26 protein-coding genes (1 of these 26 only partly in view) are annotated in these 24,493 nt (G+C 62.6%); 11 read left to right on the plus strand and 15 right to left on the minus strand.

What is annotated here, in order from left to right; all coding sequences use genetic code 11:
• The first annotated feature begins 152 nt into the window (after positions 1-152).
• Positions 153-749, plus strand: a complete 597-nt coding sequence (locus tag PWG15_RS22485) for a DUF922 domain-containing Zn-dependent protease (RefSeq protein ID WP_275026222.1) — start codon at positions 153-155, stop codon at positions 747-749.
• 58 nt (positions 750-807) lie between these two features.
• Here the strand turns inward: PWG15_RS22485 and PWG15_RS22490 are convergent, their stop codons facing one another.
• The 8 genes from PWG15_RS22490 to phnG all read right to left on the minus strand — a co-directional run bounded on the left by PWG15_RS22490 (position 808) and on the right by phnG (position 6,270).
• Entirely contained in the window at positions 808-1,422 is a 615-nt protein-coding gene (locus PWG15_RS22490; RefSeq protein ID WP_275026224.1) for a DapH/DapD/GlmU-related protein, read from the minus strand.
• Complete coding sequence (gene phnL / locus PWG15_RS22495; RefSeq protein ID WP_275026225.1) at positions 1,419-2,126, minus strand: phosphonate C-P lyase system protein PhnL; 708 nt, start codon at positions 2,124-2,126, stop codon at positions 1,419-1,421. The genes PWG15_RS22490 and phnL overlap by 4 nt, the downstream gene beginning before the upstream one ends.
• 65 nt (positions 2,127-2,191) lie before the next feature.
• Positions 2,192-2,968, minus strand: a complete 777-nt coding sequence (gene phnK, locus PWG15_RS22500) for a phosphonate C-P lyase system protein PhnK (protein ID WP_275026226.1) — start codon at positions 2,966-2,968, stop codon at positions 2,192-2,194.
• Positions 2,965-3,843 carry an alpha-D-ribose 1-methylphosphonate 5-phosphate C-P-lyase PhnJ gene (locus PWG15_RS22505; protein ID WP_057251652.1) on the minus strand — a complete coding sequence of 293 codons (879 nt, stop codon included), beginning with the start codon at positions 3,841-3,843 and terminating at the stop codon, positions 2,965-2,967. The genes phnK and PWG15_RS22505 overlap by 4 nt, the downstream gene beginning before the upstream one ends.
• Complete coding sequence (locus PWG15_RS22510; RefSeq protein ID WP_275026227.1) at positions 3,840-4,085, minus strand: hypothetical protein; 246 nt, start codon at positions 4,083-4,085, stop codon at positions 3,840-3,842. Before PWG15_RS22510 ends, PWG15_RS22505 begins: the two co-directional genes overlap by 4 nt.
• Positions 4,082-5,191 (minus strand): carbon-phosphorus lyase complex subunit, encoded by a 1,110-nt coding sequence (locus tag PWG15_RS22515; RefSeq protein ID WP_275026228.1) that lies wholly within the window; start codon positions 5,189-5,191, stop codon positions 4,082-4,084. The genes PWG15_RS22510 and PWG15_RS22515 overlap by 4 nt, the downstream gene beginning before the upstream one ends.
• 3 nt (positions 5,192-5,194) lie before the next feature.
• Positions 5,195-5,803: a phosphonate C-P lyase system protein PhnH gene (gene phnH, locus PWG15_RS22520; RefSeq protein WP_275026229.1), complete on the minus strand. Its 609-nt coding sequence runs from the start codon at positions 5,801-5,803 to the stop codon at positions 5,195-5,197.
• Positions 5,803-6,270, minus strand: coding sequence for a phosphonate C-P lyase system protein PhnG (gene phnG / locus PWG15_RS22525; protein ID WP_275027162.1), 468 nt, complete (start codon positions 6,268-6,270; stop codon positions 5,803-5,805). Before phnG ends, phnH begins: the two co-directional genes overlap by 1 nt.
• Before the next feature lie 108 nt (positions 6,271-6,378).
• On the opposite strand from phnG, the gene phnF reads away from it, so the two are divergent.
• The 3 genes from phnF (at position 6,379) to PWG15_RS22540 (ending at position 9,329) form a co-directional block, all read left to right on the plus strand.
• A complete protein-coding gene (gene phnF / locus PWG15_RS22530; protein ID WP_275026230.1) occupies positions 6,379-7,110 on the plus strand; it encodes a phosphonate metabolism transcriptional regulator PhnF in 732 nt (243 codons plus the stop codon).
• A 164-nt stretch (positions 7,111-7,274) separates the two neighbouring features.
• Positions 7,275-8,669, plus strand: coding sequence for a selenium-binding family protein (locus PWG15_RS22535; RefSeq protein WP_275026231.1), 1,395 nt, complete (start codon positions 7,275-7,277; stop codon positions 8,667-8,669).
• A 33-nt stretch (positions 8,670-8,702) separates the two neighbouring features.
• Positions 8,703-9,329, plus strand: a complete 627-nt coding sequence (locus PWG15_RS22540; protein ID WP_275026232.1) for a hypothetical protein — start codon at positions 8,703-8,705, stop codon at positions 9,327-9,329.
• Positions 9,330-9,345: 16 nt separating this feature from the next.
• Here the strand turns inward: PWG15_RS22540 and PWG15_RS22545 are convergent, their stop codons facing one another.
• Both PWG15_RS22545 and PWG15_RS22550 read right to left on the minus strand, forming a co-directional pair.
• A complete protein-coding gene (locus PWG15_RS22545; RefSeq protein ID WP_275026233.1) occupies positions 9,346-10,038 on the minus strand; it encodes a glutathione S-transferase family protein in 693 nt (230 codons plus the stop codon).
• Positions 10,039-10,132: 94 nt separating this feature from the next.
• Complete coding sequence (locus PWG15_RS22550; RefSeq protein ID WP_275026234.1) at positions 10,133-10,723, minus strand: VOC family protein; 591 nt, start codon at positions 10,721-10,723, stop codon at positions 10,133-10,135.
• A 258-nt stretch (positions 10,724-10,981) separates the two neighbouring features.
• Here PWG15_RS22550 and PWG15_RS22555 point away from each other — a divergent pair, with 258 nt between their 5' ends.
• The 4 genes from PWG15_RS22555 to PWG15_RS22570 all read left to right on the plus strand — a co-directional run bounded on the left by PWG15_RS22555 (position 10,982) and on the right by PWG15_RS22570 (position 13,294).
• Positions 10,982-11,434: a hypothetical protein gene (locus PWG15_RS22555; RefSeq protein WP_275026235.1), complete on the plus strand. Its 453-nt coding sequence runs from the start codon at positions 10,982-10,984 to the stop codon at positions 11,432-11,434.
• 118 nt (positions 11,435-11,552) lie between these two features.
• Positions 11,553-12,152, plus strand: coding sequence for a hypothetical protein (locus PWG15_RS22560; RefSeq protein WP_275026236.1), 600 nt, complete (start codon positions 11,553-11,555; stop codon positions 12,150-12,152).
• A complete protein-coding gene (locus tag PWG15_RS22565; RefSeq protein WP_275026237.1) occupies positions 12,149-12,742 on the plus strand; it encodes a hypothetical protein in 594 nt (197 codons plus the stop codon). Before PWG15_RS22560 ends, PWG15_RS22565 begins: the two co-directional genes overlap by 4 nt.
• A 12-nt stretch (positions 12,743-12,754) precedes the next feature.
• Positions 12,755-13,294 (plus strand): hypothetical protein, encoded by a 540-nt coding sequence (locus PWG15_RS22570; protein ID WP_275026239.1) that lies wholly within the window; start codon positions 12,755-12,757, stop codon positions 13,292-13,294.
• On the opposite strand, the gene PWG15_RS22575 is transcribed toward PWG15_RS22570, so the two are convergent.
• From PWG15_RS22575 to PWG15_RS22595, 5 genes are all read right to left on the minus strand, one after another.
• Positions 13,275-14,597, minus strand: coding sequence for a hypothetical protein (locus PWG15_RS22575; protein ID WP_275026240.1), 1,323 nt, complete (start codon positions 14,595-14,597; stop codon positions 13,275-13,277). The genes PWG15_RS22570 and PWG15_RS22575 overlap by 20 nt on opposite strands.
• 21 nt (positions 14,598-14,618) lie before the next feature.
• Positions 14,619-16,757 carry a methylmalonyl-CoA mutase gene (scpA, locus tag PWG15_RS22580; protein ID WP_275026241.1) on the minus strand — a complete coding sequence of 713 codons (2,139 nt, stop codon included), beginning with the start codon at positions 16,755-16,757 and terminating at the stop codon, positions 14,619-14,621.
• A gap of 177 nt (positions 16,758-16,934) precedes the next feature.
• Positions 16,935-18,938: an acetyl-CoA carboxylase biotin carboxylase subunit gene (locus tag PWG15_RS22585; protein WP_275026242.1), complete on the minus strand. Its 2,004-nt coding sequence runs from the start codon at positions 18,936-18,938 to the stop codon at positions 16,935-16,937.
• Positions 18,939-18,979: 41 nt separating this feature from the next.
• Positions 18,980-19,270, minus strand: a complete 291-nt coding sequence (locus tag PWG15_RS22590; protein ID WP_275026243.1) for a hypothetical protein — start codon at positions 19,268-19,270, stop codon at positions 18,980-18,982.
• 11 nt (positions 19,271-19,281) lie between these two features.
• Positions 19,282-20,814, minus strand: coding sequence for an acyl-CoA carboxylase subunit beta (locus PWG15_RS22595; RefSeq protein WP_275026244.1), 1,533 nt, complete (start codon positions 20,812-20,814; stop codon positions 19,282-19,284).
• A gap of 157 nt (positions 20,815-20,971) precedes the next feature.
• Between PWG15_RS22595 and PWG15_RS22600 the strand changes: the two genes are divergently transcribed.
• From PWG15_RS22600 to PWG15_RS22610, 3 genes are all read left to right on the plus strand, one after another.
• Entirely contained in the window at positions 20,972-22,390 is a 1,419-nt protein-coding gene (locus PWG15_RS22600) for a helix-turn-helix domain-containing protein (protein ID WP_275026245.1), read from the plus strand.
• Between the two features lie 117 nt (positions 22,391-22,507).
• Positions 22,508-23,650, plus strand: coding sequence for an isobutyryl-CoA dehydrogenase (locus PWG15_RS22605; protein WP_275026246.1), 1,143 nt, complete (start codon positions 22,508-22,510; stop codon positions 23,648-23,650).
• Positions 23,651-23,673: 23 nt separating this feature from the next.
• A protein-coding gene (locus PWG15_RS22610) for an enoyl-CoA hydratase/isomerase family protein (RefSeq protein ID WP_275026247.1) crosses the window boundary here: on the plus strand, positions 23,674-24,493 show its 5' portion. The gene runs 233 nt beyond the window's last position; only the first 820 of its 1,053 coding nucleotides appear in the window; its start codon is at positions 23,674-23,676; its stop codon lies off the right edge, out of view.

Raw genomic sequence — 24,493 nt, forward strand, 5'->3', positions numbered from 1 at the left:
GCTCCACAAGACCTGAGGTGACAACAAAGGCATCGTACGCTTTCACCGCGCGCGGTGCCTTTGCATTTTGATCTGTTGCCATCAGCAGATTCGCGTTTAAGGAAGGCGGCCAGGAGTTATGCCGCCAGAGGGCCGAGCATCGAGGGGTCGGATTGAAGAAAAGCCTTTGCCTGGGCGTTGTAGCCCTTTGCCTCGCATCCGCACCTCCGACCGCTTTTGCAGAGTGGCAGGCGGTCGAGAAGGAAGCGCCCTACGTAATCTCTGGACAGACCGGCGCGGAACTTTATGCCTCGATCGGCGAACGGGGGCCGAAGGCGGGGATGGGCCGGGCGATCGCCCACACCAATTTCAAGCTGACCTGGACGCGGAAATACGAGGAACAGGGCGGCGCCTGCGTGCTGACGACCGCAAAGCCGAAGCTGATCATCACCTATACGTTGCCGAAACCGGCAAGGTCTCTGCCGTCAGGTGTCCGCGAGAACTGGGAAGTCTTCATCGACGGCGTGCGCAAGCATGAACTCGTGCATGGCGACTTCATCAAAGAGATGGTGCGCGCGATCGAGCAGGCGACACTGGGGCTGACGGTTCCCGACGACCCTAAATGCCGCAAGATCAGGACAGTAATGACCGAGCGCCTCGGCGCACTCTCAAAAACGCAGCGGCAGCGCAGCCGTGATTTCGACCAGGTCGAGCTGACTGCCGGCGGTAACATTCACCAGTTGATCTTAAGGCTGGTGAACGGGCCGTAGCGACGGCCAGTAGCTGGAGACGATGCCGAGCAACCCGGCATCGTCTGTTGTCGAAGGACTAGGCGTAACGCACGAGAAATTCTTCCGCCGTCAGTTCGCGGAAATCATCAAGCGCGCGGCGGAGGCGCTGGTGGTCCCAGTCCCACCACGAAAGGGCGTCCATGCGCTCGCCGATGCCCTCGTTGAAGCGGGCGCGGATGAGCTTGGTCGGTACGCCGCCAACGATCGTGTAGGGCTCGACGTCCTTCGAGACGACGGCACCCGCGCCGATAACGGCACCATTGCCGACGGTGACGCCCGGAAGAATCGTGGCGCCGTGGCCGATCCAGACGTCGTGGCCGATCGTCACCCGGTTCGACCGTCGCCAGGCGAAAAGGTCATGGTCGAGCTCGGTATCGTCCCAATAATTGGGCGCGCGGTAGGTGAAATGGTGCAGGGTTGCCCGCCAGGTTGGATGGTTGGTGGCGTTGATGCGCACGGCTGCGGCAATGTTGACGAACTTGCCGATCGTCGCGCACCAGATCGAGCCGTCCTGCATGATGTAGGAGTAGTCACCGAACTCGACCTCGTCGAGCCGAGAGCGCTCCTGGACCTCGGTGTAGCGGCCGAGCGTCGAATTGTTGACGCTCGCCGTCGGATGGATGAAGGGCTCGAGCCCGAGTTTCTGGCTCATGCGGCAGCCTTTCGGGGCGAGAAGGCCGATACGTCGAGGATGCGGTCGGCAACCGCGTCGCGCACTTCCTCATCATGGAAGATGCCGATCAGCGCCGTGCCCTTGGCCTTTTTCCCGGCAATCAGTTCGACCACGACGGCACGATTCTTCGCGTCGAGCGAGGCTGTCGGCTCGTCGAGAAGCAGGATCCGGTGGTCGGTGATGAAGCCGCGGGCAATGTTGACGCGCTGCTGTTCGCCGCCGGAGAAGGTGGCCGGCGGCAGGCTCCAGAGTTCGCGCGGCAGGTTGAGCTTGCTCAGGAGTTCGGCCGCATGCGCGCGTGCTTCCTCGATCGGGGTGCCGCGCGCATGCAAGGGTTCAGCGACGATGTCCAGCGCCGAAACGCGGGGCACGACGCGCAGGAACTGGCTGACGTAGCCGAGCGTGGTGCGACGAACTTCGAGCACCGTGCGCGGTTCGGCCGTTGCGAGGTTCACGAGCTTGCCGTCGTGATCCATCAGGATCTGGCCTTCGTCGACGCCGTAATTGCCGTAGAGCATTTTCAGGATCGAGCTCTTGCCAACACCGGATGGGCCACCGAGAACGACGCATTCGCCCGCTTTGACCGAGAACGAGACGTTGGCGACGACCGGTCGGCGCACGCCATCACGCAGATGCATGGTGAAGCTTTTTGCGACTTCAGAAACAACGAGAGGAGTTGCCATGGTTCTTACTTTCCTTTGCCCATGATCCTGACCGAAAACGGATTTTCACTTTTCGGGATCATGCGTCAGACCTGCAGGATCGAGGAGACGAGGAGCTGGGTATAGGGCTCGCGCGGATCGTCGAGCACGCGGTCGGTCAGCCCCTGTTCGATGACCGCGCCGTCCTTCATCACCATCATGCGGTGGGAAAGAAGGCGGGCGACGGCGAGATCGTGGGTGACGATGATGGCGGCAAGCCCGAGGTCGTGCACGAGACCACGCACCAGATCGAGCAGGCGCGCCTGAACCGAGACGTCGAGGCCGCCGGTTGGCTCGTCCATGAAGACGAGACGGGGGGAGGTGACGAGGTTGCGGGCAATCTGCAGGCGCTGGCGCATGCCGCCGGAAAACGCGCGCGGTTGGTCGTCGATGCGGTCGATGCCGATCTCCACCCGCTCCAGCCAGTCGCTCGCGGCGGCGCGGATGTTGCCGTAGTGGCGGTCGCCGACGGCCATCAGCCGTTCGCCGACATTGGCACCGGCCGAGACCGTCATCCTCAGACCATCGGCCGGGTTCTGGTGCACGAAGCCCCAGTCGGTACGCATCAGGAAGCGACGCTCGGCCTCGCCCATGTGGGCAAGGTCGCGGTACTGGCCATCGCGCATGTGGTATTCGACGATGCCCGAGGTCGGCATCAGCCGGGTCGACAGGCACGAGAGCAGCGTTGTCTTTCCGGAGCCGGATTCGCCGACGATTGCGAGCACTTCGCCTGGATAGAGTTCGAAGGAGACGTTGCGGCAGCCGATGCGGCTTCCGTAGAATTTCGAGACGTCGTTCACTTTGAGAAGCGGTACGGAACTCATTCTGCTGCCTCCTTTCGGGCAAGCATGTGACCTGCATGGCCGCAGGCGCGGCGGTCTTCGCAATGGTCGGTGTCGGAGCAGACGAACATGCGCCCGCCCTTGTCGTCGAGGATCACCTCGTCGAGATAGACGTCCTCGGCGCCGCAAAGTGCGCAGGGCTTGTCGAAGCTCTGGATCTCGAAGGGATGGTCATCGAAGTCGAGGCTGACGACGTCGGTATAGGGCGGAACGGCATAGATGCGTTTTTCGCGGCCGGCACCGAAAAGCTGCAGCGCTTCCGACATGTGCATCTTCGGATTGTCGAACTTCGGCGTCGGCGACGGATCCATGACGTAGCGGCCCTCGACCTTGACCGGATAGGCATAGGTCGTGGCGATATGGCCGTTGCGGGCGATGTCCTCATAGAGCTTCACATGCATCAACCCGTATTCTTCGAGCGCGTGCATCTTGCGTGTCTCGGTCTCGCGCGGCTCAAGGAAGCGCAAGGGTTCCGGGATCGGTACCTGGTAGACGAGCGTCTGGCCTTCCGAGAGCTTTTCCTCCGGGATGCGGTGGCGCGTCTGGATGATCGTCGCTTCCTTCGTCCGCGTGGTGACGGCGACATTGGCGACCTTTTGGAAGAAGGCGCGGATCGAGACCGCGTTGGTGGTGTCGTCGGCACCCTGGTCGATGACCTTGAGCACGTCTTCCGGTCCGAGGATCGAGGCGGTCACCTGCACGCCGCCGGTGCCCCAGCCATAGGGCATCGGCATTTCGCGCGAGGCGAACGGAACCTGGTAGCCGGGTATCGCGATCGCCTTCAGGATCGCGCGGCGGATCATCCGTTTCGTCTGTTCGTCCAGATAGGCGAAATTATAGGTGGCGAGGTCGTTCATTGCTGATTACCCTCAAAATAGTCGATCGGTGACGGAGCCAAGAATTGAGCGAGATACTCCCCTGGCTTGTTGTGGCTTTCATCGTTGGTGCCTACGTGGCCAACATATTCAGCGCTAAACCGGGGAAGGACGATGGAGGCGGCGAAGCCGGTGTCAGTTTCGCCGGAGAGGGCGGAGATTGCGGCGGTGGGGACGGTGGCGGCGACTGAACGTCCGCTGTCCATGTTGGTTTGGATGATCATTCTGCCGCCTCCCGCTTTTCCTTCGCGGTCTCGCCGGAGTTGGCCGCCTCGTAGTCCCGACGCATGCGGCGGACGAGATCGAGTTCTGCCTGGAAATCGACATAGTGCGGCAGCTTCAGATGCTCGACGAAGCCGGTCGCCTGCACGTTGTCGGCGTGCGAGATGACGAATTCCTGGTCCTGGGCGGGTGCGACGATATCCTCGTTGAACTCGTCTGTGCGGAGCGCCCGGTCGACCAGCGACATCGACATCGCCTTGCGTTCGCTTTGGCCGAAGACGAGGCCATAACCACGAGTGAACTGCGGCGGCTGCTTGGCCGAGCCCATGAACTGGTTGACCATCTGACATTCGGTGACGCGGATGGTGCCGAGCGAGACGGCAAAGCCGAGTTCGGGCAGGTCGAATTCGACCTCCACTTCGCCGATGCGCACTTCGCCGACGAAGGGGTGGGTACGGCCGTAGCCGCGCTGGGTCGAGTAGGCGAGCGCCAGCAGAAAACCCTCGTCGCCGCGGGCGAGCGCCTGCAGGCGCAGGTCGCGGGCCATCGGAAACTCCATCGGCTCGCGGGTGAGGTCGCCCATCACGTGGCCTTCGGGCATCTCACCGTCGCCCTCGATCAGACCTTCGCCATCGAGAATGTCGGAGACCCGCATGACGTGTTCGCCGGGCTCCTTGGTGGCCGGTTCGGCGACGGCTTCGTCGGCGATCAGCGACGGATCGAGCAGGCGGTGGGTATAGTCGAAGGTCGGGCCGAGAAGCTGCCCGCCGGGCAGATCCTTGTAGGTCGCCGACACCCGGCGCTCGACCTTCATATTGGCGGTGTCGACCGACTCGGAATAGCCGAAGCGCGGCAGCGTCGTGCGATAGGCGCGCAGGATGAAGATCGCCTCGATCATGTCGCCGCGCGCCTGGCGCACGGCAAGTGCGGCCAGCGCCCGGTCATAGAGCGAGGCTTCCGCCATCACCCGGTCGACGGCAAGGCCGAGCTGTTCGACCACCTGTTCGATGGTGATCGAGGGAAGGTTGCGATCGCCACGACGGCGGTCGGCGAGGAGGCGGTGCGCATTGGCAATGGCGGCTTCCCCGCCCTTGACGGCTACATACATGGATCACGCCTCCTTCGGCGAAAGACGGGTGGTGCGCGGCAGGCAGACAAGCGCGTCACCTGCGGTCAGCACGAGATCGACGCCGCGCGGGAAGATGGCGCGATTGGCGTTCCAGAACTCCAGAAACACGTCCGGCAGACCCTTTGGCGAAATCTCGACCTCGGTCTTGATGCCGGGGCCCTTGGCAACGAGAGGTGCGCCGTCTGCGAGCGCTTCGATTTCGATGACGAGCGTGGTGGAGCGATCCGGATACTCCTGCGTGCCAAGCGCGAAATGATCGAAGCTCGGAATGGCAGCGCCCCTTTCAAAGAAGGCAAAGCGGGCTTCGGTCTTGCTTGAGGTTACCGGTGCGCCGCTATGAAAGGCGATCCACTGCGGAACGGCGGATTTGGATAGCGCCGACGTCAGCCAGACGGGCGTATCGTGGTCGCAAAGCGTCAGTGCCACGGCGCCGGCCGCGGCGCTCAATGGAGCAGGGGGCACGCTCTTGGCGGAAAGCTGCTTGATCGTGCCCGGACGGGCAAAACCGTCCATCAGATCGCGAAACACGGACTGGGCGGCAAAGACCGGATCGGCGAAAGCGCCGGCGTAAATCTGCGATTGGCTGGCCATCAGTCGTCTCCCCGGACCATGGTGAAAAAGTCGACGCGGGTTGCCGCAGTCTCTTCGGCTTTTTGCCGCTCTTCCTGCTGAAGCCGCTCCGCGATACGACGGAGAAGAGCATCGACGACAACGTTGCCGCCAACGCGCTGGGAAAGCGCATCGAAGATGGCGGCCAGGCGGGCGCGCTGTTTGTCGGTGCCAAGCAGCTGTCCGTGGCCGATCTCGCCGGTCGAAAGCCGGATGGTCGCGCGCGAAACGGTCGCCTCGCCGAGATTGAAGGGATCGCCGCCGCCGCCGATGCGGCCACGCACCATGACGAGACCGGTTTCCGGACCGCGGACCGGATGAACATCCGGCTTGTCGGCGAGCGCTTCCCAGGCGGCATTCAGCTCGTCGAGGGTTGCGCGGGCGAGCAGACCCATGGCTTCCTTGCGCGCCGGATTCGGCGGGCTTTCCTGCTTCACTTTGGCATCCATCATTTTCACCTCAAATGTCTATTGATCTAGACAACTATACATCTTATACTTTTTCATATCGTCGGCAAATGACAGGCTTGTGACATGCCAATGCGAAAAGACACGGCAATGCCAAAAGTGGTGGAGCGCCAGACTGGCGTCGCTCTCTGGCGGCAGATCGCCGACCGGATCCGCCTGGCGATCAGCAATGGCGACTATGACGAGACGGGCATGGTGCCACCCGAAACTGCGCTTGCCGGCGAGTTCGGCGTCAACCGGCATACGGTGAGAAGTGCGCTCGCAGCTCTTGCAGAGGAGGGGCTCGTGCGCGCCGTTCAGGGGCGCGGCACGATGATCGAGCGCAAGGAAAGGGTGAGCTACCCGATTTCGAAGCGCACCCGCTTTTCGCAAGGGCTTGGTCATCAGGTAAAGGAGATCGGCACGAGACTGCTCGGCCACGCCGAATTGCCGGCAAACGGCGAGATCGCAAAGGCGCTCGGCATAGCGCCCGACGATACGGTGATCGAGCTCAGGACCGTCAGCAGCGGTGATGGCCGGCCGCTGTCGGTATCCTCGAGCTATTATCCCGCACATCGATTCCCTCGCATGGCCGAAGAATTCGAACGGCTGCATTCCGTCACCAAGGCCTTCGCCGCCCACGGCTTGGATGATTACGTACGCGCCTCGACCGAGATTGTCGCCCGCCATGCCGATGCCGAGGAACTCTCGATGCTGAAGCTTTCGCCCGGCGCGATCGTGCTCGAAGCCCAGTCCCTCAATGCTGATCTCGACGGCAAGCCGGTGGAGTACTCGCGCAGCCGTTTCGCAGCGGATCGAATGAAGTTGAAAATCGAGACGTAAGACAGCTTGGTAGGCGCGGCGACGCACGAGGGAGCAGCCCGCCGCCAGGACCCTTCATCTATCGGGAAATAAGGCAGACGCCGCATTTCCGACGCGTTTTTGCCGCATGACCGAAGCCCACATCAGGAACCGCGCATTGAGAATTCTCTAACGGGAGAATGGTAATGGCGACGTGGCGACCCGATCCTTCCTTCTATCCATCACCGCGCATGGCAGCCAAGGCGCCTAAGGAAACGCTCGCCTATGTGGCGGCGTTCGATCCGGACCGAAAGCGGGCGGATGCGATCGCAGTCGTCGACGTCGATCCGACGTCGCCAAGCTATTCGCAGATCGTCGGACAGGTCGATATGCCCAATGTCGGCGACGAGTTGCATCATTTCGGCTGGAACGCCTGTTCGTCCTGCCTGTGCCCCAATGCGCCGCACCCGCATGTCGAGCGTCGCTACCTGGTGGTTCCGGGACTGAGATCCTCCCGCCTGCACATCATCGATACCAAGCCGGACCCGCGCAATCCGAAGGTCGTCCGGGTGATCGAGCCCTCGGAAATCGCCGAGAAGGCGAATTATTCACGGCTGCACACCACCCATTGCGGGCCCGAGGGGATTTACGTCAACGCGCTTGCGGACCGTGACGGCAAGGCGCCCGGCGGGATCTTCCTGCTCGACCACCAGAGTTTCGACGTGCTCGGCCAGTGGGAAATGGATCGCGGGCCACAGAAGCTCGCCTATGATTTCTGGTGGCATCTCGGCCACGACACGCTGATCACCAGCGAATGGGGCACGCCGGATACCTTCGAGAACGGGCTGGTTCCCGAGGTGTTGCTCGGGTCGAAGTATGGCCGCCGCTTGCATTTCTGGGACCTGCACAAGCGCAAGCATCTGCAGGAGATCGATTTCGGTGAGGAGCACCAGCTCGTCTTTGAACTGCGCCCGGCGCATGATCCGACCAAGGCCTATGGTTTCGTCGGCTGCGTCATCAGCCTCAAGGACCTGTCGGCCTCGATCTGGACCTGGTATCGCGACGGCGACCGATGGGCGGTCAGGAAGGTGATCGAGATCCCAGCCGAGCCGGCAGACCCCGACCTACTGCCACCGGTGCTCAAAGGTTTCAGCGCCGTCGCGCCACTCGTTACCGATATCGACCTGTCGATGGACGACCGGTTCCTCTACGTTTCCTGCTGGGGCACCGGCGACATGATCCAGTATGACGTCTCGGATCCCTTTGCGCCGAAGGAGACCGGCCGGGTGCGGATCGGCGGCATCGTTTCGCGGGCAAGCCATCCGAAGGCGAAGAACGGCGCGCTGAACGGTGGGCCGCAGATGGTGGAGATCAGCCGCGACGGCAGGCGGGTCTATTTCACCAATTCGCTCTATGGCGCCATCGATCCGCAGTTCTACCCCGAAGGCATCGACGGGTGGATGGTCAAGCTGGATGTTGCTGACGTCGGCGGCATCGCCTTCGACGAAAACTTCTTCGTCGACTGGCCGAAAGGCCATCGTCCCCACCAGGTTCGTCTCGAAGGCGGGGACTGCTCGTCCGATTCCTATTGCTATCCGTAGGGGAGGGACGACCGTGCGGTCCTGTCGGGGCGAATGACGACGTTCTGGCCGTGGCTTTCGATTGCCGGCCTCGGCGCTTTTCACGGTGTCAACCCGGCAATGGGCTGGCTGTTCGCAGTGGCGCTCGGACTTCATCGCCAGAGCGGTCGGGTTGTCTGGTTGTCCCTTGCGCCCATCGCAATTGGTCATGCGATCTCGGTTGCGGCCGTCCTGGCCGGGGTCGTCGCTTTTGGATCGACCCTGGACCCGATCACCTTCAGGATGGCTGCGGCTGCGCTTATTCTGGGGGTAGCCGTCTACACCGCCCTTTATGGACACCGACATCGCGTTCGAATTGGGATGCGAACCGGCATGGCCGGGCTTGCGCTCTGGTCCTTCCTGATGGCGACGAGCCATGGGGCGGGCCTGATGTTGGTGCCGGCCGTCCTTGGCCTCTGTCTTGCGGACCATGCCGGCGAGCTGGCGCTGGCAAGTTCGCTGCCGATCTCGCTGGCCGCCGTCGCGGTGCATAGCGTGGCAATGCTGACCGTGACCGCAGTGCTGTCGCTCGCCGTCTTTGCCTGGTTTGACCTAGCGGTGCTGCGTTCGACCTGGATAAACTTCGACCGCCTATGGACGTTGGCACTCGGAGCGACCGGCGTAGCACTTCTCCTTCAGTGACCCTTGCCTCAGCCGCCTATTGCCGCTGCGATTTCACGTAGCCGATGTAACCGCGCACATCGCCTGCAGGTTCGGTGTAGGCGTTGCCGAGCGCCTTCTCCATGTTGGCGACATAGGTCTTCGCCCAGTCCGGCAGCTGGTAGTCGATTGCCGCCAGGAACTCGAGCGTTGCTGCGAGCCGGATATCGGCGATCGATGGCTTGGAGCCGCCGATGAAGGGCTTGTCGCCGATATAGAACGTCCGAAAGACGTCGAGCGGTTCGGCAAGCGCCTCCACAGCGGCCCGGCGTGCCTTTTCCTTGGTTTCCGCGTCGGCGTCGCTGCAACCAACTTCGCCGGCGTAGAGCGGGAAGTTCAGAGCCGGATAGGTGGCCCGTGCGAGATAGGGATAGAACGTGCCGATGAGATAGAACATCGCGCTATCGATCATGGCGCGGCTTTCGGGATCCTTCGGATAGAATTCGTCGAGCCCATGCTTGTTGCAGAGGTACTGCATGATCGCGCAACTCTCCCACAGGGCACCCTTGGGCAGATCCGCAGTCTCCATCATCGGCGTCAGATGCGACGGTGCTTTCGCCAGATATTCGGCGGTCCGGGTCTGGCCATAGACATCCTGTTCGCTGAAGTCGAGCTTGGCTGCCCTTAGGAAGACGCGCGCCGTCATGTTGTTGACGCTGGGCTTGATCACGTTGAGCTTGATTGCAGGCATGTCACTCCTCCCTTTGCTCGCGATACACGCGGTTCCGGCTCGCTCGCCGGCCCGGTCGCGCGCGTTGAACGACAGGCGGTGGGTTCGAAAGGCTCTATCGCTGCCGATAGGGATCCTTCGGTTCCCGGTCGGGCGACAGCGTCGGCCGTGCGCGCTCGATCAGTGTCTCTATCGCATCGGCCAGATGCACCTCGGCGATATTGTAATCGCCGCGTGCGACCCTGACCTTATGTGCTTCCATCAGCACCTCGGCGTGGCTGTGGCCCGGTGGCGGCTCGAAGCGATAGGAGGCGAGCTCGACCAGCAGCCCCAAGGGATCCTCGAAGTAGACGGAATCCATGAAGCCGCGATCCTTGACGCCGCTGTGCCGGATATTTCGTTCGTCGAGCCGTTCCACCGCCTGATTGAATGTCGCCCGCGAAACGGCAAAGGCGATATGGTGCACGCAACCGATGTCCGTCGGGGTTCGCTCCGGATCGGGCTTGCGGTTCTCGTCGGTGAAGATGGTGATCAGGCGACCATCGCCCGGGTCGAAATAGAGGTGGCTTTCGCTCGCCCGGTCGAGATTCGGCTGCTCGAAAATGAAGGGCATGCCGAGAAGCCCTTCCCAGAAATCGATCGACGTCTGTCGGTCGGCACCGACGAGCGTGATGTGATGAACCCCTTGCGATTGCAGTTTGCGCATCGAAGGCCTCCCAGGTGAAGCGGAGGACACAGGACGAAACGGGATCTGGTTCCTCCTTTTCCGCTCCTTTCGATTGTCGCCCGCCACCGTCAGAAGGCAAGCGCCAATGCGGGGGCAAGCTGCCTTGAAAGCGATCGGTAAGCATCCGCCACATCAGCTATTTTCTTCAGGGTTGCTGTGTGTGTATTGTGCAATCAGTGAATGTGGCGGCAGCGCTCCCAGCGACCTGAAGGCTGGGAACGATCAGGGAGTTGAGGTGTGAAGTTTTTCCGAGAAATCGGTAGTGTCTGCCTGTTGTTTTTCTCTCTTGCAGGCGCGGTGCGGGCGGACGGCTCTGCCTTTGCCGGGCAATGGCGACAGCTGACGTCGACGGCCGGTCGTTGCGATCAGTGCTACATCGGAATCGTGAAACATGGCGACCTGCTGACCGTCACGAGCAACACTGGCTGGCAGGCCGTCGTCAACGCCGAGGATTTCTCGGACCTTGAACTTGCCGCAGGCGCGGGGCAATGGAAGTCCACTGTCTCCGGCGTCTATGGCGGCAAGCATTTTGGCATTCAGTTCGTTCGGCGTGGCCGGCAATTGCAGATGTTCATGGTGGTTTCGCAGGCAGCAGGCAGGCCACTGTCCATTCGCGCGACCTTCGAAAGAGGACTTCCCGCTATGAACCGGCGACCTCAGCCGGCGCCGATCGAGATGCAACGGATCTAGGTCGGGATGTAGCGACGCTGCACGATAAAGGTTCGTGCTGCGACACCCGTGTTTTGATTTTCCGCAAGAACCTCCCTATCTTCCGGTTGCAACATCCGCAGGGGTGGACGGAGGGCAAATGCCGATCGCGCGACGATCGAAAATCAGGCAGCGTCTTTTGATCATGCTGATCACCGGTATTGGCGGAATGGCGGCGGCTGCGATCTCTTTTGCAAGCGCAGTCTATGACGCGGCGCATCCGACGCCCACCGTCAGTGCTGCCAAGGGTGAGGCGATCGATACCGGCAGGTGGCTGGTGACGATCAACGGCGCCACCATGGCGTCCGTGCCGCCGACCGGGACCGAACCATTCGAGCCCAAGCGGTTCCTGATGGTGGAGCTCGACCTGGACAACCGTTCGGTCGCGAGCAGCAATGCCTTTATGAACCTGATTACGATCAAGGACGAGCGAGCGATCGCATCACCGAAGCCGGTCTACTATCTCGCCCGGGACAAATGGATCGCCAGTGCGATCAACCCGAACATGCCGGAAAAGCTGATCGCGGTCTGGGAATGGCCGGGGAATCGCCCGGAGCCACAGAAGGTTTCGCTATCCATCGCCAAACAGATCTATAAGCCACATGACAATCTCTACGGCGCGCCCAACTGGTTCGATGACGGCGAGGCTGCAGTGATCGAAATCGGCGTCACGCAAGATCCGGGATCGACGGGGCAATGATGTCGGCCGTCCGCATACTCTTGCTTTGCATCCTGGTGGTCGCCGCGCTCTACGCGATGCGGAACAGCACACCCGGCTATGGTGAAATCACCGCGCCGATTGCCATTCGCGGCGCCGTCGGCGAGCGGGTCGAGAGCCGGGACTTCGCCTTCGGCGCGGCCAATGTGTACCTGGCGCGCCAGGTCAGGGTGGAGAGCTTCGGGCGGATCAAGGAATACTCCACATCCGGTGTCTGGCTCATCATCGAAGGAGCGGCCATCGCAAAAACCGAGACGATGACGCTGACCTCGGCAGAGTGGCTGGCCGACAACGGCTTGCGCTACGAGCTCAGCCAGCGGTTCTCGACCGTGCCCGGCTATCTGCCAACGGAAAGGCTAGAGCCAGGCCTGCCGAAGCCGGTGCTCCTTGCCTTCGAACTTCCCGAAGCGGCCGTCGCCAAAGGCACGCTGCTCGTCGCCCGTAGCCTTGTGATGCCACTTGCGGAAGAGCTTTGGATAGTGCTCGGCGACAAGCAGCCGACGGATATCAAGTCATCCGTCACCATTGTGCGCGACAGCAGCGGCACGCCCTGGACGCTTGCGGCGCGCTGAGGAGGGACCGGTATGAGCGAGAAATTCACGTTCTGGATCTGCCTGCTGGCGCTGGTCGTCGCACTGCCGCTCGCCTTCGCCGTCCGCGCCTGGGAGAACCTGCGAGAGGGGCATTGGCTTGCCACCCACAAGGAGGAAATCGTCGTCGAGGGTGGAGTGGGGCAGGCCTTCGCCGGTGGGCAGTGGAAGCTCCTGGACATGAGACGCCTGCCGCACACCGATGACGCGCGCGTCGTTCTTGCCGAGCTCGAGGTGTCGCCGACCGATCCAGCCGTTTTGTCGCAAGGGGCCTGCCGCGTGCGGCTGATCGACGGCAAGGGACGCCGTTTCGAGCCCGTCACGCTGACCGAGCCGGTCGTGCGGGAGATGTATCCGGAGGCGGCCGAGCGTCCGCGCTGCGGCATAACGGCCTTAGCCGGGGCCCAGAATGGCGCCGCGGTGCGCATGGCCGAAAGCTTCATCGTTCCCTCGGAGGCACGTGACCTTTCTCTCCGGATCGAGTTTCCGGGTGCCAGCGACGAGACGCTGATCTTCAAGTGGACGCGTAGCTGATTTCGTCCTTCTCGGCCTGACGGGAAACCGCGTGCTCGAGCATCGCCGCCAGCAAGGTGATGCGCAGCGCATCGAGCACGATGCCGCCGTCGAGATCGCTGGGGCTGCCGATGAAAAGGCTGAGTGCATCGAAGACAAGCTGCCAACTCGCCAGGTCGCCCATGCCGAGTGTTCGTGTCGCCGCGTACCAGATCCAGGCTCCGGCCCATGCGATGGCGCGGTAGGCGATAATGAAGGCAAATAGCGTGGCAAGCCCCGAACCGAGCGTCAGCTTCAGGCAGGTCCAGATCGGAGCGTAGCGGGAGCGATAATCGCTGACGAAGTGCTCGAGAAAATCGGCAATCCACTTGCGAAGAGTTCTCACCCGACGCGGCCGCGGCGAGGACGGTTTTGCCCGCGCTGCCGGGCTTGAGAGCTCATAGCCGTTGATGATCGCCGCCATGACCAGCCAGATGATCGGCAGGAGCGCGTAGAAGAACAGGCCCTCTGCCTGCACGTTCCAATAGGGCCTCCTCAGTTCCACCGGTACGAAGGTCTCGGCGGCATGCGCGACGCCGGTGAAGGTGAAGCCGTTCATGCTGAGAAGCCTGCCGGCACCGAGCCAGGTGATGAACTGGTCCTTCCAGACCGACACGCCGTAAAGCCCGATGAAGATCCAGCTCGCGTCCGCCGCGACGACCAGCAGTCGCCAGAAGGATGTTTCGCTGTGCTTGCTCATGTGCTTCGCACCGAAGCGCACCAGCCAGCAGAGCGCGATCGAGATCAGGAGGCCGCGCGACTTCAGGATATCGAAGAAGTCGGCCTTCTCGCCGAAGGCGACGGCGTCGAGTGCCAAACGCGAATACTCGCGCACTGTGTCGCCGAGGAAACCCCAGGCGGCGTAGTAGGCAAAGAATGGCAGGATGGCGGCGGCGGTGACGGCGAGCAGCCTGCGGTCGGGTTTCGGTGCAGCGCTGGTGGCCTCGGCCGCAGCCGGCTGTTGGCGGAGAGCTTCAAGTGCCGGCAGCCCGGGGCGGAGCGTCATGAACATCAGAACAACAACAACGAGCTTCGCCAACACGACAAAGGAGAGCGTCACCATACCGCCGAGCGGATGTTGCTGTCCGATCGCAACGGCCGCACGCATCAGGAGATCATGCGCGATGTAGCCGCAGGTCCCAATCAAGAGGAGTTGCGGCCAGAAGCGAGCAATGAGACGCCCCATCAGGGCAAAGGGTCCGAAGACTTCGGTGATCGACATCATGGCGACAACATAGTTGCGCCAGTTGGTGACGACAACCACACGGGGCAGGCGAAGAGCCAAACAGCGCTCCGCCTTGCCGTGTCAGATGTTGCGGCGCTTGCCTTCGATCAGGTCGAGCACGGCGCGCGCGGCGTCGAGCACATTGGTGCCCGGACCGAAGACGGCCGAGACGCCGTTGTCCATCAGGTAGTCGTAATCCTGACGCGGGATGACGCCGCCGCAGATGACGATGACGTCCTCGCCGCCGCGTTTCTTCAGAGCTTCGGCAAGCTGCGGCATCAGCGTCTTGTGGCCGGCCGCCAGCGACGAGACGCCGATGACGTTGACCTTGCTGGCGAGCGCCATGTCAGCGGCCTCTTCCGGCGTCTGGAACAGTGGGCCGGCGAGCACGTCGAAGCCGATGTCTCCGAAGGCGGACGCGATCACCTTGGCGCCGCGGTCGTGCCCATCCTGGCCGAGTTTGGCGACCATGATCTTCGGCTTGCGGCCGAGTTTCGCCGAGACCTCGTCGAGGCGCCCCGAGAGCATGTCGAGTTCAGGCTCGCCCTCATAGGCCTTGCCGTAGATCTTGCTGACGACCTTGGGCGTTGCGGCGTGGTCACCGAAAGCACCACGCATGGCGTCCGAAATTTCGCCGACGGTGGCGCGCGCCCGCGCCGCCTCGACGGCGGCGGCCAGCAGATTGCCTTCTCCAGTGCGCGCGATCTCGGCGAGGGTATCCAGAGCCTTCTTGACCTCGACGCTATCACGCCGACGCTTGGTTTCCTCGATCCGACGGATCTGCGCGGCGCGTACGGCGCTGTTGTCGATCTCCAGAATGTCGATCGGCTCCTCATTGTCGAGGCGGTACTTGTTGACGCCGACGATGACTTCTTCGCCCTTGTCGACGGCCGCCTGGCGACGGGTTGCCGCCTCCTCGATCAGCCGCTTCGGCAGGCCGGCATTGACGGCGCGGGTCATGCCGCCCATCGCCTCGACCTCCTCGATCAGCGTCCAGGCCTTTTCGGCGAGTTCGTTGGTCAGGCTCTCGACGTAGTAGGATCCGGCGAGCGGATCGACGACCTTGGTCACGCCGGTTTCGTGCTGCAGGATCAGCTGCGTGTTGCGGGCGATGCGGGCGGAGAACTCCGTCGGCAGCGCGATCGCCTCGTCGAAGGAATTGGTGTGCAGCGACTGCGTGCCGCCAAGGGCTGCCGACATTGCCTCAAACGCGGTGCGGATGATGTTGTTGTAGGGATCCTGTTCCTGCAGCGAGACGCCCGAAGTCTGGCAATGGGTGCGCAGCATCAGCGACGACGGCTTCTTCGGCTCGAACTCCTTCATGATCCGGGTCCAGAGCAACCGCGCCGCGCGAAGCTTCGCAGCTTCCATGAAGAAGTTCATGCCGATCGCGAAGAAGAAGGAAAGGCGACCTGCGAATTCGTCGACATTCAGCCCCTTCGCAATCGCCGCCCGCACATATTCGCGCCCGTCGGCCAGCGTGAAGGCAAGCTCCTGCACCAGCGTCGCGCCGGCTTCCTGCATGTGGTAGCCGGAGATCGAGATCGAATTGAACTTCGGCATCTCCCTCGCCGTATACTCGATGATATCGGCGACGATGCGCATCGAGGGTTCCGGCGGGTAGATGTAGGTGTTGCGGACCATGAACTCCTTGAGGATGTCGTTCTGGATCGTGCCTGACAGCTTGTCGCGCGAAACGCCCTGTTCTTCGCCGGCGACGATGAACGAGGCAAGAATCGGGATGACGGCGCCGTTCATGGTCATCGACACCGACATCTCCTCGAGCGGGATGCCGTCGAACAGGATCTTCATGTCCTCGACCGAATCGATTGCCACTCCCGCCTTTCCGACATCGCCCTCGACGCGCGGATGGTCGCTGTCGTAGCCGCGATGGGTCGCCAGGTCGAAGGCGACCGAAAGGCCCTTCTGTCCTGCGGCCAGGTTCTTTCTATAGAAGGCGTTTGACGCTTCCGCTGTTGAGAACCCGGCATATTGCCGGATCGTCCAGGGCCGGCCGGCATACATCGTGGCGCGCGGCCCGCGCACGAAGGGCTCGAAGCCGGGCAGTGACGTGAGGTGGTCGATCCCTTGCAGGTCGTCAACCGTATAGAGCGGTTTTACTGCAATGCCCTCGGGCGTCTGCCAGGTGAGGCTTTCCGGCGCTGCCTTCAGTTCACGCTCGGCGAGCGTTTCCCAGTCCTTGATGGTTTTCTCGGTCATCGGCGTGCTCCGCATTCTGCTTGACTCGACCAGCCCCTCATCCCTCTACCGGGACCTTCTCCCCGTCCCGACGGGGAGAAGGGGACACTGGAACTCTCGGCGCTTAACTTCCCTCTCCCCGCCCGCGGGGAGAGGGTCAGGGTAAGGGGCAAAGCCTGGATGGCTTTGCGGCTTCCATCATTCGAACTCCATGATCAGTTCGTCGACCGCGAGGCTGGCGCCGGCGGCAACCGCCACGCGCTTGACCACGGCCTTCTTCTCGGCGCGCAGGATGTTCTCCATCTTCATCGCCTCGACGACCGCGAGCGCCTGTCCGGCCTCAACGGTGTCGCCGGCCTTGACCGTGACCGAGGTTATGACGCCGGGCATCGGGCAGAGCAGCATGCGCGACGTATCCGGCGGCAGTTTCTTCGGCATCAGCCGTGCCAGTTCCGCAACCCGCGGGCTTCTCACATGCGTGACGAGATCGATGCCCCGCCAGCGAAGCCGAAGGGCGGTTCCGACCAGGTCGACTTTGACGCTCATGGGCTCATTGTCGATGTTGAAGGTGGCAAGCGTGCGACCCGGAGCCCAGTCGCCGGCGATGGTGACCGTCGAGCCATCGGCAAAGCTCACATAGGAACCGTCGGCGGATGCGCCGGCGGTGACAGCAATGTCGTGATTACCAAGGCTGACCACCCAGTTATGGCCAACGACGCGACGATGATTGCCGATCGTGCCGGAAATCTGGCTGGCGCGTTCCTGCAGGATCTGATTGACCGAGACTGCGACGGCGGCGAGCTTGCGCAGCGACGGCTCGTCGGCCGCAACACCATGGAAGCCATCGACGAATTCCTCGGCGATATAGGCGGTGGTCAGCCGGCCCTCGCGGAAGCGCTGCTGTTGCATGACGGCCGAAAGAAACGGCAGGTTATGGCCAATTCCCTCCACCTCGAACTGGTCGAGCGCCTCGGCCATTGCGTCGACGGCCGTCCGGCGGTCCGGTCCCCAGGTGCAGAGCTTGGCGATCATCGGATCGTAATACATCGAGATCTCGCCGCCCTCGAAGACGCCGGTATCGTTGCGCGTCACCGTACCGCCGTCGCGCCGGCCTTCGACCGGCGGGCGGTAGCGTGTCAGCCGGCCGATCGACGGCAGGAAGTTGCGATAGGGATCTTCGGCATAGAGCCGGCTTTCGATCGCCCAGCCATTGAGCTTCACGTCCTGCTGGCCGAAGGCGAGCTTCTCGCCGCTCGCAACCCGGATCATCTGCTCAACAAGGTCGAGCCCGGTGATGAGTTCGGTCACCGGATGCTCCACCTGCAGGCGCGTGTTCATCTCGAGGAAATAGAAGTTGCGCTTGCCGTCGACGATGAATTCGACGGTGCCGGCCGAATGGTAGCCGACCGCCTTGGCGAGTGCGACCGCCTGTTCGCCCATGGCCTTGCGCGTCTCAGCGTCGAGGAACGGCGATGGCGCCTCCTCGATGACCTTCTGGTTGCGGCGCTGGATCGAGCATTCGCGCTCGCCGAGGTAGAGCGTGTTGCCGTGCTTGTCGCCGAGCACCTGGATCTCGATATGGCGCGGCTCGGTCACGAATTTCTCGATGAAGATGCGGTCATCGCCAAAGGCGTTCCTCGCTTCGTTCTTCGAGGACTGGAAGCCTTCTCGCGCCTCCTGGTCGTTCCAGGCGATGCGCATACCCTTGCCGCCGCCGCCGGCCGATGCCTTGATCATTACGGGATAGCCAATCGAGGAGGCGATCCTTACGGCTTCGTCCGCATCTTCGATGAGACCCATATGGCCGGGAACCGTCGAGACGCCCGCTTCTGCGGCCAGCTTCTTGGAGGTGATCTTGTCGCCCATCGCCTGGATCGCCCCAACAGGCGGGCCGATGAAGGCGACGCCCTCCTTGTCGAGCGCTTGGGCAAAGGCGGCGTTTTCCGAGAGGAAGCCATAGCCCGGATGCACGGCGTCAGCGCCGGTCTTGCGGATCGCGTCGATGATCTTGTCGATGACGATATAGGACTGGGCCGACGGCGAGGGGCCGATATGCACGGCCTCATCCGCCATGCGCACATGCATCGCGTCGCGGTCGGCATCGGAATAGACTGCAACGGTGGCGATGCCGAGCTTCTTCGCGGTCTTGATGACGCGGCAGGCGATTTCACCACGGTTGGCAATGAGGATTTTCTTGAACATTTGTTTCTCTTTCAAATCCCTGGCAAATCCTGGGGCGAGCGTCAGCGTTTGAACTTGCGGCGATAGGGAAGAAGCGCGATCGACGATGCTGCGGCAGCACCTCCGAAGAGCAGTGCGAAGGGCACGACGACCATGAGCGTGGCCAGAACCGGGCTTGTCGAGCGGATGATGTGGGTGCCGACCGCGCCGATGTTGAGCCAGATCAGCACGCCGGCCGTGAGCGCCCCGATCGTCATGCCGATCAGCGCATTGACGGTCATGTAGCGCAGCATCTGCCAGTGGTCGCGGCGGGCCTCCTCAGGCGTCATGACGCGCTCCGGCTCCCGTTCCATCGTCGCCTCCATCAGAGCGGGATCGTGTCGTGCTTGCGCCAGCGCAGATCGACCTTCTTGTTGCGCAGCGAGGCGAAGGCGCGGGCGATACGGCGGCGCGACGAATGCGGCATGATCACCTCGTCGATGAAGCCGCGCTCAGCAGCCACGAACGGGTTGGCGAAGCGCTCCTCGTATTCCTTCGTGCGCGCGGCGATCTTCTCGGGGTCGCCGAGTTCCGAGCGATAGAGGATCTCGGTCGCGCCCTTGGCACCCATGACGGCGATCTCGGCGGTCGGCCAGGCATAGTTGACATCGGCGCCGATATGCTTCGAGGCCATGACGTCATAGGCACCGCCATAGGCCTTGCGGGTGATCAGTGTCACCATCGGTACGGTTGCCTGGCTATAGGCAAAGAGCAGCTTGGCGCCATGCTTGATGACGCCGCCGTACTCCTGCGCGGTGCCCGGCAGGAATCCGGGCACGTCGACCAGCGTCAGGATCGGAATAGAGAAGGCATCGCAGAAGCGCACGAACCGCGCGGCCTTGCGCGAACTGTCGATGTCGAGGCAGCCGGCGAGCACCATCGGCTGGTTGGCAACGACGCCGACCGTCTGGCCCTCCATGCGGATGAAGCCGGTGATGATGTTGCGGGCAAAGCTCTGCTGCAATTCGAAGAAGTCGCCTTCGTCGGCAAGCGCCAGGATCAATTCCTTCATGTCGTAGGGCTTGGTGGCGCTGTCGGGAATCAGGCTGTCGAGCCGCATTTCGAGCCGTGACGGATCGTCGTGGAACGGGCGGACCGGCGGCTTCTCGCGGTTGTTGAGCGGCAGGAAATCGAAAAGCAGCCGGGTCGCCTCCAGCGCTTCGATGTCGTTTTCGTAAGCACCGTCGGCAACTGAAGACTTCGATGTGTGCGTGCGGGCGCCGCCGAGTTCTTCGGCCGTGACGATCTCGTTTGTCACTGTCTTTACGACGTCGGGGCCGGTCACGAACATGTAGGAACTATCACGGACCATGAAGATGAAGTCGGTCATCGCCGGCGAGTAGACCGCACCTCCGGCGCAAGGGCCCATGATCACCGAGATCTGGGGAATGACGCCGGAAGCCTCGGCATTGCGGCGGAAGACCTCGGCGTAGCCGGCAAGCGAAGCCACGCCTTCCTGGATGCGGGCGCCGCCACTATCGTTGAGGCCGATGACCGGCGCGCCGTTTCTGACCGCCATATCCATGATCTTGCAGATCTTCTGTGCATGGGTTTCCGACAGCGATCCACCGAGCACGGTGAAGTCCTGGGAGAAGACATAGACCTGGCGGCCGTTGATCGTGCCCCAGCCGGTCACCACGCCATCGCCGGCGACCGTCTGTTCCGCCATGCCGAAGTCGACGCAGCGGTGGGTGACATACATGTCGTATTCTTCGAACGAGCCTTCATCGAGCAAGACCTCGATGCGTTCGCGCGCCGTCAGCTTGCCCTTGCCGTGCTGGGCATCGATCCGTCGCTGGCCGCCGCCGGCTCTTGCTTCCGCCCGGCGGGCTTCGACCTGTTCTAGTATGGCGCGCATGGTGCCCTCCCGATTTTTTAATGCCCGGCTTTTTCAATGATTGTGCAGAGGCGCTTCGACCTTCGCAATAGCGTCGAAGACGGTATGGAAAAACGTCCCTTCATGTGCAAATGTGAAATAGAGAAATTTGTGAAACGTAAATTGCAAAGTTGCAAACATGGCGATAGGCAAGCTCTATATCGGCCGCAAGGTCAGGGAATTGCGAGAAGTGAACAAGGCGACACAGGGCCAGTTTGCCGAGCGCATCGGCATCTCCACCAGCTATCTCAACCAGATCGAGAACAACCAGCGGCCGGTCTCTGCCGCCGTGCTTCTGGCGCTTGCCGAAAAATTCCAGATCGATATCGCCGAACTTTCGACCGGGGAGGGCGATCGGCTGCTCTCGGCGCTTTCCGAGGCGCTCAGCGATCCGCTGTTCGAGACCTATTCGGCGAGCCTGCAGGAACTGAAGCTCGTCGCCCAGAATGCGCCGGGGCTGGCGCATGCGCTGATCACCTGCCACCAGGCCTATCGCCGCAACAGCGAGCAGTTGGCGAGCATCGACGACACGATCGGCCGCGGCGCGCCCTTCGTCGAAACCACCCCCTATGAAGAGGTGCGCGACTTCTTCCATTTCGTCGACAACTACATCCATGAGATCGATCTGCTTGCCGAGCGGCTGGCCGGCGAACTCGGGCTCGGCGAGGGCGACAATCACGCAGCACTTGCAAGCTTTCTGGAGCAGCGCCACGGGGTGCGGGTCGTGCGCGGCAATGCGGGTGACGAGGCGATCCGGCGCTTCGATCCGCGTGCCCGCATCCTGACGCTGAACCCTTATGCGCCGGCGGCGACGCGCGACTTCCAGATCGCCCTGCAGATCGCCCAGCTTCATGCCCGCGAGGAGATCGACCGCGTGGCCGGCAGCGCCGGTTTCCGCACGGAGGAGGCCTATGAGATCTGTCGGATCGGATTGCAGAATTATTTCGCCGGGGCGCTGATCCTGCCCTATCAGGCCTTCTCGAAGGCAGCTCGCGACCTGAGGCACGATATCGAGCTGCTTGCCGCCCGTTTCGGCGCCTCGCTGGAACAGGTCTGCCACCGCCTCTCGACGCTGCAACGGCCGGGACAGAAGGGCATCCCGATCTTCTTTGCCCGCATCGATCGCGCCGGCAACATCACCAAGCGCCATAGTGCTGCGAAGCTGCAATTCGCCCGCTTCGGCGCCGCCTGTCCGCTCTGGAACGTCCATCAGGCTTTCGAAACGCCAGGCCGGATCATCCGCCAACTGGCCGAGACGCCGGATGGAGTGCGTTACCTCTGTCTCGCCACCCAGATCACCAAGGGCGGCGGCGGTTTCCGCGCCGCTCAGCCGCGCTACGCTCTGGCGCTCGGTTGTGAGGTCTCATACGCCGACGCCTTCGTCTATGCGGACGACATGGATCTCGGCAACCGCGCCGCCTTCGATCCGATCGGTATTTCCTGCCGTATCTGCGAGCGGACGAAATGCGCGAGCCGTGCAGTGCCGCCTTTGAAGCGTCGCCTGATTGTGGATCATGACTTACGCGGCGCTCTGCCGTATCGTCTGAGCGAGAGTTGATTGCGGTCATCTGTTCATTTTTGAACAGAGCCTGTGAGAAGTTGCACCTGTCCGTGTACGAAGTTTGGTGTAACTAGGCCCGTATCAGTCAAATATGCGGTCAGGGAGGACGTGCATATGGATTTTCGCCTGTCGGAGGAGCAGGAGGCCATTCGTCAGATGGCGCTCGATTTCGCGCGTGACGAGATTGCCCCTCATGCGATCGACTGGGATCAGCAGAAGTATTTTCCGGTCGACACGCTGCGCGGCGCTGCAGCGCTCGGCATGGCCGGCATCTACGTCCGCGACGACGTCGGCGGCACGGGGCTGACGCGGCTCGATGCGGCCATCATCATCGAGGCGCTCGCGACCGGTTGCCCGGCCGTCGCCTCCTTCGTTTCGATCCACAACATGTGCTCCGGCATGATCGACCGTTACGGCACGGACGAACAGCGCCAGCGGTTGCTGCCGAAGCTTTTGACGATGGAGGTGCTCGCGAGCTACTGCCTGACAGAGCCCGGCTCGGGCTCGGATGCGGCAGCGCTGAAGACCAAGGCGGTGAAGGACGGCAACGACTATGTCTTGACCGGCCAGAAGCAGTTCATCTCCGGCGCCGGCGAATCCGGCCTCTACGTGATCATGGCGCGAACCGGCGAGGACGGCCCCAAGGGCATCTCCACCTTCGTGGTCGAGAAGGATGCGCCAGGCCTGACATTCGGCGCCAATGAAAAGAAGATGGGCTGGCACGTCCAGCCGACCCGGGCCGTCATGCTCGATGGCGTGCGCGTGTCCTCAGAAAACCGGCTCGGCGCGGAGGGTGATGGCTTCAAGATCGCCATGGGCGGGCTTGACGGCGGCCGCTTGAACATCGCCGCTGCGTCCCTCGGCGGCGCCCAATCCGCTTTCGAAAAGGCGTTAGCTTACGTGCAGGAGCGCCGCGCCTTCGGCAAGGCGATCGGCGAATTCCAGGCCCTGCAGTTCCGCCTCGCCGACATGGCGACCGATCTCGAAATTGCCCGCACTTTCCTCTGGCGTGCCGCCTCGGCACTGGATGCCGGCGATCCCGAAGCGACGAAACTCTGCGCCATGGCCAAGCGCTTCGTCACCGACCGCTGCTTTGCCGTCGCCAACGACGCCCTGCAGCTTCACGGCGGCTACGGCTATCTCGCCGACTATGGCGTCGAGAAGATTGTCAGGGACCTCCGGGTGCACCAGATCCTCGAGGGCACCAACGAGATAATGCGCCTCATTGTTGCGCGTTCGCTTATCGGCCGGAAGTAGGCCAGAAACAGGAAAGATCGTTCATGGACATGCAGGCGCCTGAAGTCATCGTAGAGCGGCAGGGAGCGATCGGCAGAATCAGGCTGAACCGGACACGCGCGCTCAACAGCCTCAACGTCCCAATGATCCGGCTGATCGCGGCGGCCCTGACCGAATTCGAAAATGATCCGGCGGTCGCTGCTGTGCTTGTCACGGGCGAGGGCGAACGCGGGCTCTGCGCCGGTGGTGATATCCGCATGATCTATGAGAGTGGCCGCGAGCGGCCGGAGGAGGGCGCGCAGTTCTGGCGCGAGGAGTTTGTCGTCAACAGCCGTATCTCTGGCTACCGCAAGCCGTACATTGCGATCATGGATGGCATCGTCATGGGCGGCGGCGTCGGGATTTCCGCCCACGGCAGCCATCGCATTGTCACCGAACGCACCCGGCTTGCGATGCCCGAGACCGGTATCGGCTATTTCCCCGATGTCGGCGCCACCTGGCTTTTGCCGAAGGCACCCGGCGAGTTCGGAACCTATCTGGGTCTGACCGGCCGGGATATCGGTGCGGCCGATGCGATCCATGCGCGCCTTGCGGACAGTTTTGTCACCTCGGACAAGCTGGAAGTTCTCATCGCCGATCTTGCCGCGCTGCCGTCGAGTGCGGGCAGCGCTGAGGTTGATGCGGTGCTTGCAGCGCATTCGTCGGAGGCTCCGGCAACAGCGCTTCAGGCGCAATTCAGCTTGATCGACCGCTGCTTCGCCTTCGATACGGTCGAGGAAATTCTGGCAGCGCTCGAGGCGGACGGCTCCGATTTCGCAAAGGAAACGCTGGGGCTGCTCCACTCCCGTTCTGCGCTCAGCATGA

The sequence above is a fragment of the Ensifer adhaerens genome (assembly GCF_028993555.1).
GTDB classification, from domain to species: Bacteria; Pseudomonadota; Alphaproteobacteria; order Rhizobiales; family Rhizobiaceae; genus Ensifer; species Ensifer adhaerens_I.

What these genes read in the sequence shown, in the direction of transcription:
- PWG15_RS22490 (WP_275026224.1), bottom strand. Translation starts at nt 1,422, where the DNA reads ATGAGCCAGAAACTCGGGCTCGAGCCCTTCATCCATCCGACGGCGAGC.
- phnL (WP_275026225.1), bottom strand. Translation starts at nt 2,126, where the DNA reads ATGGCAACTCCTCTCGTTGTTTCTGAAGTCGCAAAAAGCTTCACCATG.
- phnK (WP_275026226.1), bottom strand. Translation starts at nt 2,968, where the DNA reads ATGAGTTCCGTACCGCTTCTCAAAGTGAACGACGTCTCGAAATTCTAC.
- PWG15_RS22505 (WP_057251652.1), bottom strand. Translation starts at nt 3,843, where the DNA reads ATGAACGACCTCGCCACCTATAATTTCGCCTATCTGGACGAACAGACG.
- PWG15_RS22510 (WP_275026227.1), bottom strand. Translation starts at nt 4,085, where the DNA reads ATGATCATCCAAACCAACATGGACAGCGGACGTTCAGTCGCCGCCACC.
- PWG15_RS22515 (WP_275026228.1), bottom strand. Translation starts at nt 5,191, where the DNA reads ATGTATGTAGCCGTCAAGGGCGGGGAAGCCGCCATTGCCAATGCGCAC.
- phnH (WP_275026229.1), bottom strand. Translation starts at nt 5,803, where the DNA reads ATGGCCAGCCAATCGCAGATTTACGCCGGCGCTTTCGCCGATCCGGTC.
- phnG (WP_275027162.1), bottom strand. Translation starts at nt 6,270, where the DNA reads ATGGATGCCAAAGTGAAGCAGGAAAGCCCGCCGAATCCGGCGCGCAAG.
- phnF (WP_275026230.1), top strand. Translation starts at nt 6,379, where the DNA reads ATGCCAAAAGTGGTGGAGCGCCAGACTGGCGTCGCTCTCTGGCGGCAG.
- PWG15_RS22535 (WP_275026231.1), top strand. Translation starts at nt 7,275, where the DNA reads ATGGCGACGTGGCGACCCGATCCTTCCTTCTATCCATCACCGCGCATG.
- PWG15_RS22540 (WP_275026232.1), top strand. Translation starts at nt 8,703, where the DNA reads ATGACGACGTTCTGGCCGTGGCTTTCGATTGCCGGCCTCGGCGCTTTT.
- PWG15_RS22545 (WP_275026233.1), bottom strand. Translation starts at nt 10,038, where the DNA reads ATGCCTGCAATCAAGCTCAACGTGATCAAGCCCAGCGTCAACAACATG.
- PWG15_RS22550 (WP_275026234.1), bottom strand. Translation starts at nt 10,723, where the DNA reads ATGCGCAAACTGCAATCGCAAGGGGTTCATCACATCACGCTCGTCGGT.
- PWG15_RS22560 (WP_275026236.1), top strand. Translation starts at nt 11,553, where the DNA reads ATGCCGATCGCGCGACGATCGAAAATCAGGCAGCGTCTTTTGATCATG.
- PWG15_RS22565 (WP_275026237.1), top strand. Translation starts at nt 12,149, where the DNA reads ATGATGTCGGCCGTCCGCATACTCTTGCTTTGCATCCTGGTGGTCGCC.
- PWG15_RS22570 (WP_275026239.1), top strand. Translation starts at nt 12,755, where the DNA reads ATGAGCGAGAAATTCACGTTCTGGATCTGCCTGCTGGCGCTGGTCGTC.
- scpA (WP_275026241.1), bottom strand. Translation starts at nt 16,757, where the DNA reads ATGACCGAGAAAACCATCAAGGACTGGGAAACGCTCGCCGAGCGTGAA.
- PWG15_RS22585 (WP_275026242.1), bottom strand. Translation starts at nt 18,938, where the DNA reads ATGTTCAAGAAAATCCTCATTGCCAACCGTGGTGAAATCGCCTGCCGC.
- PWG15_RS22590 (WP_275026243.1), bottom strand. Translation starts at nt 19,270, where the DNA reads ATGGAACGGGAGCCGGAGCGCGTCATGACGCCTGAGGAGGCCCGCCGC.
- PWG15_RS22595 (WP_275026244.1), bottom strand. Translation starts at nt 20,814, where the DNA reads ATGCGCGCCATACTAGAACAGGTCGAAGCCCGCCGGGCGGAAGCAAGA.
- PWG15_RS22600 (WP_275026245.1), top strand. Translation starts at nt 20,972, where the DNA reads ATGGCGATAGGCAAGCTCTATATCGGCCGCAAGGTCAGGGAATTGCGA.
- PWG15_RS22605 (WP_275026246.1), top strand. Translation starts at nt 22,508, where the DNA reads ATGGATTTTCGCCTGTCGGAGGAGCAGGAGGCCATTCGTCAGATGGCG.